Source organism: Terriglobus albidus, from assembly GCF_008000815.1.
GTDB lineage: Bacteria > Acidobacteriota > Terriglobia > Terriglobales > Acidobacteriaceae > Terriglobus > Terriglobus albidus_A.
The window spans coordinates 1,913,770-1,927,531 of sequence record NZ_CP042806.1 but is presented as its reverse complement, the minus strand read 5'-3'; the positions used below and the strand labels follow the sequence as shown (position 1 = coordinate 1,927,531).

Below are 13,762 nucleotides of genomic sequence, written 5' to 3'. Positions count from 1 at the left end.
TTATGTTATTTGCTGCGGTTACATTTTTCATCATCTTTGTCTTGATTGTCAGTGGTGGCCTTCTGCTGTTCTACCGCGAAGCCATGCTCCAGCGAATCGGGGAGGTCGTGAATCCCCACGCGAAGGAAGAGCATGCTCTTCTGCGCACCATTCAACTGACGGGTTCTTCGCTCGGTGGCATGGTGGGGCATCTCGAACGCGTTCTTCCGAAAAGCCAGGCGGAGGTCTCTGTTATCCAGCAGCGTCTCATACGAGCAGGCCTTCGCGAAGATTCAGCATTGAGCCTGTTCTATGGCGCAAAAGTGCTGGTTCCTCTCACATTGGGTGCACTTGCGTTTGCCAGCGGGCTGGCGCGCGGCAATGAGTTCTTTGTCTATGCAATCGCTTTAGGACTGGGATTCCTGCTACCGGACTTCTGGCTCGGACGCAAGGTCACAAACCGTCAGACGCAGATCAGGCAGGGGCTTCCGGATGTGCTTGACCTGCTGACCATCTGCATCGAAGCAGGACTGAGCATGGATCAGGCGACGGCCCGCACCAGCGAAGAGCTGCGCCTTGCTCACCCAGCAATCTGCGACGAGTTGGGCATCGTGGTTCTGGAGCAGCGCGCCGGCCGCGCCCGCTCAGACGCCTGGAAACAATTTGCAGAGCGCACAGCAGTCGACAGCGTACGGAACCTCGTTTCGGTACTTGTACAGTCCGAGCAGTTGGGTACGAGTGTCGCCAAGACGCTGCGCGTACATTCTGACACGCTGAGAACCCAGCGCCGCCAAAAAGTAGAGGAGCAAGCAGCCAAGACTACGGTGAAGCTCGTTTTTCCGTTGGTCTTGTTTATCTTCCCCTCACTGTTTCTCGTCACCCTGGGGCCTGCCGCCATCATCATGGCAGAGTCCTTCGATAAATACCTCAACCACTGAAAGAACAAGGAGACTTCCCATGGACAACGTAACGCTTATTCGAATCGTATCTGGTGTGCTTTTCGTCGTGGTGCTGATGTTTCTCATCTATCGCCGCCGCACCCGGGTCCACTAGAGCTTTTTCCTGTAGGTGTCGTGTAGGGCTTGCACATCTATGGGCGTTTTCCGCAATGAAAACGCCGCTGCACCCCTCTACCGGGATACCCAGCAACAGGAAAAATGCTCTAGAAACCGGCATCTGGCAGAAGGGCCGTCGCTCTCTTCCTGAGGTCATGCACGCGAGGACGCTGCAGTACAACATCTCGTTGTCGTATCGAGTTGTCCGCTGCATGTATGGCCCTGAGGAAAGAAAGGTGTTCGGCCACCCTGTTTGAGTTGGAAAACATGAACCTTTAATTCGCAAACGGAAAGATTGGAGACTCGCGTGCGAAGGCTATGTGTGGCACTTCGCCTGCGAGGCATTGAAGCGAGATGGAAAAGACGTATTGCGTTTATAACCTAACGCGGGAGAGTTTCCTTAGCCTGAACGTGAAGGCGGCGGACACCATCTTGATGCGCCTGAAGGGATTGATCGGGAGACTGAGACTCCGGGCCGACGAGGGAATATGGGTGGTGCCTTCTCAAGGCGTTCATACCCTGGGGTTATTTTTCCCGCTCGACCTGATCTATCTGGATGAACAAAACCGGGTCATTCACCTTGTTGAATCCATCCCATCTTTTCGCATTGGACCAATAAAGACTCAGGCCGGAAGCGTCCTGGAACTGCCGACTCACACGATCTATTCCACGAATACCCAGATCGGGGATCAGATGTTGATCTGTGTTGCCGAGGAGATGAGAGAACACCTGGCCCCAGTGAAAGAAGAAGCGCATCGCAGCGCTCGTAGGGAGTGAGCTAAAGAAAAACCTCACTGAGAATGGACAGCATATGAGAGCGATTTTGGAGTGGCTGGTATGGCCAACATTTCGAGAAACACGGAGGGCAGAGCGGCAGGACGATGTGCCGTTGGTGGCTCACTACTGGGACGGAGGTGCCCCCATGGCGCATAAGGTACGGGAGATCAGCTCCGACAAGCTCTACCTCGTGACCGATCAGCGCTGGTACCCCGGCACGCTGGTTATGCTGTCGTTGCAGAGAGAGGACATTCCCGCAACAGATCCTGACCGCGTGATTGCGGTCAAGGGGCAGGTAGTGGGCTCAGACGAAAGTGGAGTCTCCTTCGCTCTTGTACTGCCGGAAAAGAACCCGCGTGATCTTACCAGAGAGGCTCTTCCCGGGGGTGCGGACAGAAAAACCTTCCGCCACTTTCTGAAGCGTCTCCAGGAGAACCGCGGGCAGGCATTGATCGAGTATGCCCTGATCCTGCCCCTGGTCTTCCTGCTCATCGTCAACCTGGTTAATTTCGGCGGCTTCTTCTTCGCATGGATTACGGTCGCGAATGCCGCTCGCGCCGGCGCCGATTATGCCATCCTTGGCGGAGCTTCCGTGGGAGCACCTGGCGTACCTTCTACGACTCAGATCACCACACTCATTCAGCAGGATGCTTCCTCGCTCCCTAATGCGGCAAGTCTGAGCGTAAGCGTCTGCACCAATAGAAATGGAACGATTACTGGATCCTGCACAGCGCCCCCCTCGGATCCCGAGGCGGCGAGTTATGTGCTGACCAGCATTGATGTGACCTATACCTACGTTCCATTTATCTCCGCGTTCCAGTTCCCTTCTCTTAACATCTACGCGACGCTGCCTCCGACGACGATCAGTCGCCGGGCCGTCATGAGGACGATCCAATGAGAATTCAAGCTATCCGGCGTTTGCAAAAAGATGAGGGGAGCACCCTCATCGAATTCTGCCTGGTCGCCTTCATGTTCATCATCGTGTTGGCGGGTGTCGTGGAGATGGGAAGGATGGTGCTTGTATACACCACCGTGGCGAATGCGGCTCGAGCCGGCGCACGATATGCCATCGTTCACGGCGGAGATCGGACAGGATCTGGCGTTGACGGGCCGAGCGGGCCGGGAAGCCCATGCACATGCACACAGATCACAACCGTCGTCACGAACTTTGCCAGCGCCGGCCTGGTCGACACCACCAGACTGACAGTCACGGTGGGCTACCCCAACGGTAGCAATGCAGCAGGCAAGGCTGTGACGGTTACGGTGAGTTATCCCTATGACCCACTCATTCCGTACTTCAGCACAATTCTGAATACAACAATGGGGAGCACCAGCGAGGGAATTATTACCTTCTGAGGAGTTACGTTATGCGATTTAAAGAGGAAGATGGACAGGCGGTAATTATTGTCGCGCTTGCAATGAGCATCTTTTTGATCGGCGCCATTGGTCTGGGTATAGATGGATCGCATCTGTATTCGCAACGACAGATGGCGCAGACGGCAGCAGATGCAGCCGCTACTGCGGGTATGATGAGTGTCTTCAACAGCACCAATACCTCGGGTACGGCCGCATTTTCTACATCAGGATCATTTACATGCGGCACAAGCGACGCTAAAACACCTTGCGTTTATGCGCGCAATAATAGCTTTGGCGGTTCTGCCAGCGATACAGTAACCATCGACTTTCCTGGCAGCGCCGGCGCACCGGGGGTAAACCTGGCGACAGGCTATCCCGTGAACGTTGTTCGCGCCACGGTGAGCCGAAACGTGAATACGTTCCTGATCGCCCTCATTGGTCAGACGGCAACAACCGTGAGCGCCACGGCCACAGCGGCCATCGTCAGTGTCGTCGCTCCGGTTCCCATCCTTGTGACACATCCAACGATGGCGAGCTCTCTGTCTCTGCAAGGCACGCCTACGATCAAGATCTGCGGAGGTCCCAGCCGTAGCATCCAGGTCAACTCCACCTCTGCATCGGCAGCCGCCACCGGAGGCAATTCCAGCATCGACCTCTCCCATGCCGGCCCGAACGACACGGGAGGAAACTGCACTACGGGAACGGGCGCCGACCTTGGTGTGACTGGAGGGCCGAGCACATCTCCCAGCGTAAGTTATGGAACCACGGGACACTATGTGGAACCCGATTCCTGGATGCAGGACCCTCTTGCCGGTGTCGACCCACCGACTCTGGCGACTCTCCCAACCGCACCACTTCCGACAGCACTTACGCCTGGCACCAGCGGGTGCCCGGTATCTCCCGGTAAAACCTGCTATCTCTTTTCGCCTGGCATCTACCCGACCGGACTTGATGGAAAGAATAAAACTCCCGTGATGAAGCCGGGAATCTACTACATCCAGAGCGGTGGTATGGACTGCTCGGCAAATTGTGACATGTACATGGCTACAGGATTTACTGATGGATCCCTTGGCACGAATACAGGTTGGGACGGAACGCCTACCGGAGGCGGCATCATGGTCTACAACACGGGAGGCGGCAACTTCAACCTTGGAGCCAATGGCACCATCAACCTTATCGGTTCGCCATCCGACTCGGCCTATAAAGGCATTCTGTTCTTCCAGGACCGCACAGCTGCCGCGACTACACATAACCTGGGTGGCGGCGGAGCCATGACGCTGAGAGGAACCATCTATCTCACTAATGCCCGCGCCACGATGCTGAGCACCCCAACTCAGTTCCAGCAGCTCAATCTACAGGGCGGGTCCGGAAGTGGCACCCTAGTGCAAGGAGAGATCATCGTTGGAGCGCTGCAACTGGGTGGCAATGGCGCCATCACGATGAACCTCAGCTCCCTTGCAATTTTAAACGTCAATGAGGTCGCACTGGTGCAATAGGCTGGAAGCTGCATCTGACCGCAAACCAGGGCGTATCGACAAATCAGTCGATACGCCCTGGCTTTGCTAGTGTGCTGTTTCTAAGGAATCATGAAGGCATTCCGCGGCGAGATTTTTGGAAAGCAACTCCTTCACTGCGGCTCGGGATAGCAACTCATATGTTTCGTGACAACCGATCATTTATGGTTTGTCATCCTGAGTGTAGGCGCAGCCGAAGCGAAGGACCTGCTTCACCTTTGCAGGATGTTATGCTGAGGCGCTGCAAGCCTGAGACCGCAGATCGTGCCGAAAGAAGAGCATCACTACTACGTCTATATCCTCGTGAGTCGGTCTAGAACGCTTTATACCGGGGTTACGAATTAATTGCGCCGTCGCGTTGAGGCACATCGCCATTTGAACACTTCACTGATATCCGGATGGCGATCCGCCGCGAGAAGCAGGTTAACGGATGGCTGCGCGCAAAAAAAGTCGCTCTGATCAAGCAAAACAACCAAATTTGGGGAAAATTCATATCCCAGTTTGTTCGTGCGGCTCCCTGTTCCGCGGTATCAGGAACTGGTGGTGGAAAAGGGTTTTGAAGGGTAAGAGATTCTGCAAAGGTGAAGCGGGTCCTTCGCTACGCTCAGGATGACAGGAATATTTTATGGCTTGTAATCCTAAGCATAGCGAAGAACCCGCATTCCCCCCGCCATCGTACAACTGCTCGAGCGCAGTTCGTAGCAACCCGAACTACTCTGCCTCTTCGGGAATGATCAGCAGGACTTCGACCATCGAAACATGTCCATCCTGCAGCGCCGGCCGGAACTGCCACTGTTGCAGCGCATCCAGCAGGAACTTCGCCTGTTGGAATCCCGCGGGGAAAACAAGTGCCAGCTTTTCGAATCGGCCAGCCATGTTAACGAACCCGTGAATAAGAATCGCGTCTGCGTCATAGTCAGTAGAAGCGAGATGAGGCCGCAGCATATCGTAGGGCCAGGGTGCGTCCGGCCGTGAGGTGCTGTTGACTACTGTGTCTCCCTCCTGCGGAAGAGCGTATTGCAGGATCCAGCTCTTGCTCGCACCGACACGCAGATACGCCGTGTACACTACGCGATCGTGCCATACCCCTTCGATCTCCGGATAACGCTCCGCCAAAGGTGATCCAACAACGATGACACCGAACTTGCCATCTTTCGGCTGCGTGATGTGAGTCACTGCCGGCTTGCTATCCACTCCCGAACCAGCCACCGCACCATTCTGATCTGCGGTGCCCGACTGCGCCATCGTCGGCGTGCCTGAGGCCCCCGCTCCTTTAGCATTCTGATTTCCGGTAACATCGCCACTACCGTTGGCCGTGGCTTTATCAGGGCGACCAGGTGTAAGCCCATCAGTAGAGTTCGCCACCACGGCTTGATTCACCAGGGGAATAGCCACTGGCCCATCGCTCTGCAGGGCCGACAACGAGATTACCTGTGCAGGCGTTGGCTGCTCCATCTGAGTAGAAGCAGTCATCGGAATCTGCTGGGGCGCCGGTTCAGCGCTCCGCACAATGATCGGAGACGTCGTGCCTGCAGGAAAGATCGGAGCCTGGACAGGAAAAGGTGTCATCGTCATGCTGACGTCGGCCAGATTCGGCTCCCGATTCGGCTTGATCAGCGCGGGCCGTGTTGCCACCACAGTAACTTCCTGTGGAGGTGGAGCGACAAGAATCCGGTTCGGCATCTCCGCCGCAGACCACAACCGAACGAGTGGAACAGGCACAGGCTCTTTCACAACGAGACGGGGCGGCGCATCGGGCTGTAGGAGCATTTGAGACTGTGACGGCTGCGCGACCTGAACTGGAGCCGACATCACCGGTGCCGCACCGCCTGCCACCAGATTGCGATCTCCACCGTGTGTAGCCGTTTGCATCTCGCTGCCGCTGATTGTCAGTCTCCGAAATTCGTCGACCCGGGCATTCTTCAGAAGCCGAACGGTGTAGCGTTCAGCAACAACGTGCGCGGGAAGCCGCAGCATGTGCCGCGAAGCCGTCAATAGAATGGCAAATCCAATACCGTGCAGCAGAAGCGAGATCACGGCGGCAGATGGAGGAGTGCTGGAAGAAGGCTGTTCAGAAAAAAGCGTCGTAAGCGTACTCGGCCTCATGATGGTTGGCTCCGCGATTTGGACAACTGCAATGTGTCAAACAAGTGCAATTCCCAGACCAACCCAGTCCGCGTTGAAGTCACCTAAAACGAACGCCCTGTATCTACGCGAGGACACCACCTTTGCCATTGGTATACAGATGGTCACACTTTCGCCGCCTTTCAGGCAGACAAGCCCTGACTTTTTTGGCACAGCAATTGCGACGTTGGGTACCGAAGGCAAGCGACTCTATCTGCCTTCGGATAGGTTCAGCCAATGAATAAAAGAGTGGTAGTCATTCTCTTCAGTGCATTCATCGTCGCGGCTATCTGCAGCTTGCTTGTATCTCGCCTGGTTGGGAAACGCGTTTTGGCGTCGCACTCGAATATGACGCGCGTCGTTGTAGCAACCACCGATATCAAGCTGGGCAGCGTGCTTCGCGACGTCGACGTAACTTACTCTGAAATTGCCTCGCCCGCACCCAAGGGAGCAATTCTCAATCTCAAGGACGCAGTCGGAAGAGGAGTAGTCTCCAACCTCTACCAGAACGAGCCTGTAGTCGATAGCCGCCTGGCCGCATCGGGCTCAGGTGGTGGACTGGCTGCAACCATCAGCCCCGGTATGCGCGCATGCGCCGTCAAGGTGGATGACGTCGTCGGCGTTGCCGGCTTCGTAACACCTGGAATGCGCGTCGACGTTTTGATCTCAGGAAACCCGCCGGGGACACCAAATCCGGTCGACGGGCCGAAGGTAAAGACGCTGCTGCAGAATATCCAGGTTCTGTCAGCAGGCACGGACATCCAGAAAGATCAGGAAGGAAAGCCGAAGCCGGTACAGGTCGTCAATCTGTTGGTGACTCCGGAGCAGGCAGAAGATCTCAGTCTGGCAAGTAACCAGACTCACATCCAGTTAGTTCTGAGAAACCCTCTCGACAACCAGATCGCTCAACCTCCGGGCACTGTAATGGCGAACCTCTTCGCCGATAAGAACAGCCCCGTACCGCCGAAGCCGCGAACAGTATCAGCACCTCGCGTGGTTCGTGCAGCGGCCCCACAGATCTATCTCGTTCAGGTCTTCAATGGATCAAAACGTACGGAAGAAAAATTTGTCTCAGATGAGGTCAAAAAGTGAGAGACACATTCATTATCGCTTGCCTATCTTTTCTGTCTTGTGCCGTCTGTGCCGGAAAGCCCATGTATGCACAGACGAGCGGAACCCCCATGGCTGCTCCCGGAGCCTCAACGCAGGATTCTGCAAATGATCTGGTAGTCGCCGTTGGCAAGTCCGTCCTGGTTGATAGTCTTCGCTCGGTGTCGCGGATCGCTGTCGGTTCCTCTGACATCGCCGAGGCTACCGCTGTAAGCCCTTCCGAGGTCATGATCAACGGTAAAGCCCCTGGAGAGACCACACTCATTGTCTGGCAGGCCGGAGGAGCCCGGCAGTTCTTCAACGTGAAGGTCTACGGCGGCCGTGCCGACGCCGGTGACAAGTTGGAAGCCATACGCCGTGAACTCAGGACCGAGTTTCCCGGCCAGGCTGTACGCGTCAGCGCCGAGGGAGGCTCTATCTTCCTTCGCGGCACAGTGAAGGATCTCGACAGCTCCAAGCGGGCCGTCCAGATCGCAGCTACCGCCGGCAAGGTAGTCAACCTGCTGTATGTCAACGTCCCTGCAGGCGAACCGCAGATTCTGTTGAAGGTGCGTTTCGCCAGTGTCGACAGAAACCGCGGTCAACAGCTTGGCCTGAACGTCTTCAGCACGGGCGCCACCAACAGTATTGGTACCGTCACGACGCAGCAGTTCGCACCGCCAACGCTCGAGAACAGTCAGGACGGTTCAGGGTCGAGAATAGCCCTGTCGGATCTGATGAACATCTTCATCTTCCGGCCCGATTTGAATCTCGGCGCAACACTCCAGGCGATGCAGACAACTGGTGTATTGCAGGTCCTGGCGGAACCCAATGTCCTGACGAGCAATGGAAAACAAGGAAGCTTTCTGGCCGGCGGCCAGTTCCCGTTCCCCGTTGTCCAGGGCGTTACTGGAAGCGGCACCGGCGCAGTGACGATCCAGTTCAAGGAGTTTGGCGTCCGTCTGGACTTCATCCCAACCATTACACCTCGTGGGACAATCCGGCTTCAGGTTGCACCCGAGGTCAGTTCTCTCGACTTCGCAAACGGAGTAAGGTTATCCGGCTTCAATGTTCCGGCAATCAGCACGCGCAAGGTCAAAACCGAAGTTGAGCTCGGCCAGGGTCAGAGTTTTGCAATTGGCGGACTGCTCGATAATCGCGAAACCAAGAACCTGTCGAAGATTCCTTTCATCGGCGATGTCCCGGTCCTCGGCAAGCTCTTCCAATCCATGTCAGTTACTAAGTCAAATACGGAGTTAGTAGTTATTATAACTCCCGAAATCGTGAATCCAATTCCGGCTGGAGCACCCAGGCCGGAGATCAAATTCCCCGATAAATTCCTGCCTTCGCTCTCCGGCACCCTCATGGAAAACCCGAGCGCTCCCGCAGGAACAATACCTCCTCCAGCAACGATTTCTGTTGAGAAACTGGTTGAGAGCATGAAGCCAGGGCGTACGTTGCAAACGGAAAGTATGACTCCCGTAGCCGTGTATAACTTCACGAACAACGGGGAAACAGACAATCCACAACAACAAGCTAGTCCACAGCAATAAAGATGGAACATAGCGCCATGGCTCTTCTCAAATGGATCTCGGGCATTTTCGCTTCACACGCGGAGAGGCCCGAGATCCATTTAATCGTCAAAAATATAACACGCGGCACCGAGTTAGCCCGATGCATTGACGTAGCAGATACAAGCAAAACCCGCAGAAAAGGGTTGCTTGGACAAAAGAAACTCGCACAAGGAGGAGGCCTATGGATCGTTCCCTGCGCGGGGATTCACACCTTCAGAATGCAGTTCGCGATCGATCTTGTCTATCTGAGCCGTGATAAGCGAGTAAGAAAAATAAGACATAGCGTGCCTCCCTGGAGGATTTCATTATGTCTTCTCGCTCACTCCGTACTGGAATTAGAAGCCGGCTCCGTTTGCAGCAGCGGAACGCGCCGCGGCGATCGGCTTGAGTTACCCTTGGCGCTCCACAAGAACGACTAAAGCATTCTCCCTGCAGGTGTAGAGCAGGCTTCCGCATTTATGGGCGTTTTCCGCAATGAAAACGCCACTGCACCCCATTCCGAGGTACCGAGTAACAGGGAAACTACTTAAAGGCCTCCAACATGACTCATAACATCATCACGACGGGCAACAATGCGAATCTGGCATTGTTGTTTCCATTTAAGCCATCAACAGCCCGTATTTATTGCTCTTTGTGGCATTTCATTGAGCAGATGAATGCCTCGGCAGCGACAACACTACTTACGATAAATGCCGTCGTAGATATCAGCAAAGAAATGACAAATGCTTGCACACTTAGAACGCCAGAGCGGCATTATTCTGCTTCAATATCCTGCCTAATTGCGCCGCTGGAGTCGGCTTCACGCAATTTCCTGGCTATTTATCGGCATATGGCAACCGACAAGGAATGGCATCTCAGTTGCTAGATATCAAGATATGAAGTCAACCAGTCATCGACTGGAACAAAAAAACAAAGGGAGTGGAGGATTCACCATGAAGAACAAAATGTGGATGATGTACCTGACGGTAAAGGACGTTCTGAGCAACGAGGACGGCCAGGATCTTATCGAATACGCGCTGGTGGTTGCACTGATCGCCTTCGCCGCTACGGCCGGAATGAACACCCTGGCGGGTAATATCAACACCGCGTTCCAGAACATCGGCACGAAGCTTACTAACGCCATCGGCTGATTTGTGGCGGGGCATATCGCTGGGCTAGCTGTACTTGATTTTCACTGCGGGATTCTGAGGGGGGAGGCGCTTAAGGTGGCCCTTCCGTGCTCTCCCTACTCAATTCCAAAGCGCTCAAATCTCGAACGTTTGAAGCTAACCATTCAGAGGAGAAACATCACAATGAAATTCGAATTTAGAAAACTTGCTGTCATGGTTCGAGCCGTCCTTCTGGGAGACGAAGGCCAGGATCTTATCGAATACGCGCTGGTGGTTGCACTCATCGCCTTCGCCGCTACGGCCGGAATGAACACCCTGGCGACCAATATCAACACCGCGTTCCAGAACATCGGCACGACGCTTACCAATGCCATTGGGTGATTGTCTGGCCAGGTCTTTCGGCCATGCATCACCTTTCTTGCAGTACGGTCTGTTTGCTGTATCTTTCTGCCTCAGGTCAACGGGCTCACGCAGAACACTTAGGTGAAATGCCATGCTTCTTTCGGTTGTGGTTCCAGTACTCAATGAAGCGGAAACAATACCGTTGTTCCTCCCGCGCCTTCGCGCCGCACTGCACGGCCGGATCTGGGAGGTTATCTTCATAGACGATGGAAGCACCGATGCGACATCGGAGATTCTTGGAGAACTCGCCTCGAACGATCCATGTGTAAAGGTGCTCCGTTTTACTCGTAACTTCGGCCATCAGGCTGCCGTCACGGCGGGACTCGACTTCGCCGATGGTGACGCCGTAGTGGTCATGGATGTAGACCTGCAGGATCCGCCGGAGCTGCTGCCAGAGATGCTTGCACTGTATGAGCAAGGCTATGACGTTGTGTCGCCACAGAGGATCTCCCGCGAGTCGGAGACCAGGTTCAAACGGTGGACCGCGGCTCTGTTCTATCGGACCCTTTCGCGGATTTCCAGCCATCAACTCACTCAGGATGTTGGAGATTTTCGACTCTTCAGCCACAGGGCGGTCAATGCCATCCGCTCTCTTCGAGAAGAACACCGGTACATGCGCGGCATGATTGCATGGCTGGGAATGAAAGAAGCCTTGCTTCCCTTTCGGCGCTGTGCCCGCGTAGCAGGCGAAACGAAGTATCCACTCGCCAAGATGCTTCGTTTTGCATGGACAGGTATTTCTTCGTTCTCTGCATTTCCGTTGCGGATAAGCATCGCGGCGGGCAGCTTCCTTGGCGGAGCCGGTTTTCTGTACCTCTTATGGGTGCTGTACCTGGCGCTTTGGACGAAGACACTTATCCCCGGATGGGCATCCGTTGTCGCCATGCAGTGCACGTTCTCCGGGATGCTTCTACTGGCCCTGGGCGCCGTGGGAGACTATGTCGCCCGCACCTATGAAGAGACCAAAGGCCGGCCTCTCTATGTCGTGAACGACACGTGCAACGTCTCTTCGCCGCAGCATGGGCTTACACGTGCGGTGCTTCTGGAAAAACCTCAGCCGCGAAAGGCGGTTGTGATCGGCGCCGATGAAGCACCCGATCATAGCATCGAGGCAGAGACAACGCTGAACTCACTCACAAGCCTGCGAGCATAACAATGCCTGTCGACACTTCCAGAGACTTCGTTGATTGCAGTATGGATATCGAGCTGGTATCCGCACCTGCAGTAAAGCCGGTCGAGGTGCTCTCCAGCAAGCAGCTTAAAAGTCTCGTCCTCTTTGCATTCTGGGGCTCCTTATACATCTTGCCGTTCATGCGCCTCTTCCTTGTCGGCTCCGATGAAGGAACACTGGATTATGGGGCGATCAGGGTCGCGCACGGCCAGGTCTTTGCGCGCGACTTCTTCGAAGTGATTGGGCCGGGGACGTTCTATTGGCTTGCAGGCTTCTTTAAGGTGTTCGGAGAGACCTTTCTTGCAAGCCGCATATGTCTATTCATTACGTCGATAGGAACGGCGCTCGCCATGTATTTCCTATCGCGCCGCATATGCAGAACGTCCCCCATTACTCCCAGCATCGTGCTGGCTGCGACCTGCTTCGGTGGCCTGTGGCCGGCCATCAGCCATCATGTAGATAGCAACTTCTTTGCATTGGCCGCGGTTGTCTGCGCGCTCCTATGGCTGGAAAGGGGTAACAGAAGTCTGTTACTCGCAGCCGGTGGTCTTGCCGGCGCCACGACCTGTTTCCTTCAACCGAAGGGGCTCCTCTTATTCTGCGCGTTTCTGGTCTGGCTTTTTGTGCTGAAGCTCCGCCGCGCCGCATCCCTGTCTGCCATGGCATTACTCACCGGGAGCTACCTTACCGTGCTTGCGGCCGTTGCACTTTATTTCTGGCACAAGGGAGCCCTGTCAGCCCTGATCTATGTCAACTTCATCTGGCCCTCCCAGCATTACTCCGCGGTCAATGCCGTACCTTACGCTCACGACATCTTGTCAAATTTCTGGGATCACTGGGTTGTCAAAGTAAAGGGCTTCGGATGGACAGTCCCAATGGCGGCTGTGCTGATTGTGCCCTTGTTATTTGTCATAGCACTCCCCGGCCTGTTGGCGGCGTTGGGCGCACGGTTTCGATGGAATCTGGCCAGGAATGAGATTCTGCTCTACTGGCTTGCCGGAGCAGCGCTATGGCTGAGTGAAATTCATCGTAAGGATGTCACTCATCTCGTCTTCGGATCGCCGCTATTGATGATTTTGGGTGTTCATTTTCTAGGCGAGTACCGAGCACCACTGGCAATCGCGGCGAGGCGTCTCCTCTTGGTCTGTTCGGCAAGCCTTGCCATTTTCAACCTTCTTTGCCTGCTTCTGGCCTCGCACTCCGTCACGACCCGCGCCGGGACCATCCGGACGTTCAAAACTATGGACGTTTTCGCCGCCCTGGAAAAGTATGCTGCTCCCGGAGAAGAGATTTTCGTCTACCCGTATGCCCCGAGGTATTACTTCCTGGACGCTACAACCAACCCTACTCCCTATAGCATCCTCGTTTACAACTACAACACGCCGTCTCAGTTTCAGGAGACAGTGCGAATTCTGGAGGAGCGCAAGGTTCGTTACGTTGTCTGGGACAAGAACATCGAGCAGGTAGCCGCCGTGGTCTTTCCCTCGTCGACCCAGGTAGCCCCAGGTGATTTCATCGTGGAGCCATATCTTAAATCGCACTACCGGCTTGTACAGGTGGTCGATGGCTTCCGGATTATGGAACGGTTAGAGCGCTGAACGAAAAGGAAATA

Annotated in this window: 14 protein-coding genes; 13 read left to right on the top strand and 1 reads right to left on the bottom strand. The window is 55.1% G+C overall.

The features are described 5' to 3' along the window. The first annotated feature begins 2 nt into the window (after window positions 1–2). From FTW19_RS07750 to FTW19_RS07730, 5 genes are all read left to right on the top strand, one after another. Window positions 3–917 carry a type II secretion system F family protein gene (locus FTW19_RS07750; RefSeq protein ID WP_147647087.1) on the top strand — a complete coding sequence of 305 codons (915 nt, stop codon included), beginning with the start codon at window positions 3–5 and terminating at the stop codon, window positions 915–917. 471 nt (window positions 918–1,388) lie between these two features. Continuing rightward, the gene (locus FTW19_RS07745; RefSeq protein WP_147647086.1) at window positions 1,389–1,811 is read left to right on the top strand and encodes a DUF192 domain-containing protein; all 423 of its coding nucleotides are present in this window, start codon (window positions 1,389–1,391) and stop codon (window positions 1,809–1,811) included. 34 nt (window positions 1,812–1,845) lie between these two features. Beyond that, window positions 1,846–2,709, top strand: coding sequence for a TadE/TadG family type IV pilus assembly protein (locus tag FTW19_RS07740; RefSeq protein WP_147647085.1), 864 nt, complete (start codon window positions 1,846–1,848; stop codon window positions 2,707–2,709). Beyond that, on the top strand, window positions 2,706–3,167 hold the full coding sequence (locus tag FTW19_RS07735; RefSeq protein ID WP_147647084.1) for a TadE/TadG family type IV pilus assembly protein: 462 nt from the start codon (window positions 2,706–2,708) through the stop codon (window positions 3,165–3,167). The genes FTW19_RS07740 and FTW19_RS07735 overlap by 4 nt, the downstream gene beginning before the upstream one ends. 11 nt (window positions 3,168–3,178) lie before the next feature. Then, complete coding sequence (locus FTW19_RS07730) at window positions 3,179–4,663, top strand: pilus assembly protein TadG-related protein (RefSeq protein WP_147647083.1); 1,485 nt, start codon at window positions 3,179–3,181, stop codon at window positions 4,661–4,663. A gap of 729 nt (window positions 4,664–5,392) precedes the next feature. On the opposite strand, the gene FTW19_RS07720 is transcribed toward FTW19_RS07730, so the two are convergent. After that, window positions 5,393–6,787: a hypothetical protein gene (locus FTW19_RS07720; protein WP_147647082.1), complete on the bottom strand. Its 1,395-nt coding sequence runs from the start codon at window positions 6,785–6,787 to the stop codon at window positions 5,393–5,395. Between the two features lie 255 nt (window positions 6,788–7,042). Between FTW19_RS07720 and cpaB the strand changes: the two genes are divergently transcribed. The 8 genes from cpaB to FTW19_RS07680 all read left to right on the top strand — a co-directional run bounded on the left by cpaB (window position 7,043) and on the right by FTW19_RS07680 (window position 13,748). Then, entirely contained in the window at window positions 7,043–7,897 is an 855-nt protein-coding gene (gene cpaB, locus FTW19_RS07715) for a Flp pilus assembly protein CpaB (protein ID WP_147647081.1), read from the top strand. A gap of 62 nt (window positions 7,898–7,959) precedes the next feature. Then, a complete protein-coding gene (locus FTW19_RS07710; protein ID WP_147647080.1) occupies window positions 7,960–9,447 on the top strand; it encodes a type II and III secretion system protein family protein in 1,488 nt (495 codons plus the stop codon). Window positions 9,448–9,449: 2 nt separating this feature from the next. Further along, complete coding sequence (locus tag FTW19_RS26410) at window positions 9,450–9,887, top strand: DUF192 domain-containing protein (protein ID WP_432445169.1); 438 nt, start codon at window positions 9,450–9,452, stop codon at window positions 9,885–9,887. Window positions 9,888–10,009: 122 nt separating this feature from the next. Then, complete coding sequence (locus FTW19_RS07700; RefSeq protein ID WP_147647078.1) at window positions 10,010–10,333, top strand: hypothetical protein; 324 nt, start codon at window positions 10,010–10,012, stop codon at window positions 10,331–10,333. A 67-nt stretch (window positions 10,334–10,400) separates the two neighbouring features. Next, window positions 10,401–10,598, top strand: a complete 198-nt coding sequence (locus tag FTW19_RS07695; RefSeq protein ID WP_147647077.1) for a Flp family type IVb pilin — start codon at window positions 10,401–10,403, stop codon at window positions 10,596–10,598. Between the two features lie 162 nt (window positions 10,599–10,760). Further along, window positions 10,761–10,958 carry a Flp family type IVb pilin gene (locus FTW19_RS07690; protein WP_147647076.1) on the top strand — a complete coding sequence of 66 codons (198 nt, stop codon included), beginning with the start codon at window positions 10,761–10,763 and terminating at the stop codon, window positions 10,956–10,958. 112 nt (window positions 10,959–11,070) lie between these two features. Then, a complete protein-coding gene (locus tag FTW19_RS07685) occupies window positions 11,071–12,132 on the top strand; it encodes a glycosyltransferase family 2 protein (protein ID WP_147647075.1) in 1,062 nt (353 codons plus the stop codon). 2 nt (window positions 12,133–12,134) lie between these two features. Next, on the top strand, window positions 12,135–13,748 hold the full coding sequence (locus tag FTW19_RS07680) for a hypothetical protein (protein ID WP_147647074.1): 1,614 nt from the start codon (window positions 12,135–12,137) through the stop codon (window positions 13,746–13,748). Window positions 13,749–13,762 lie beyond the last annotated feature (14 nt).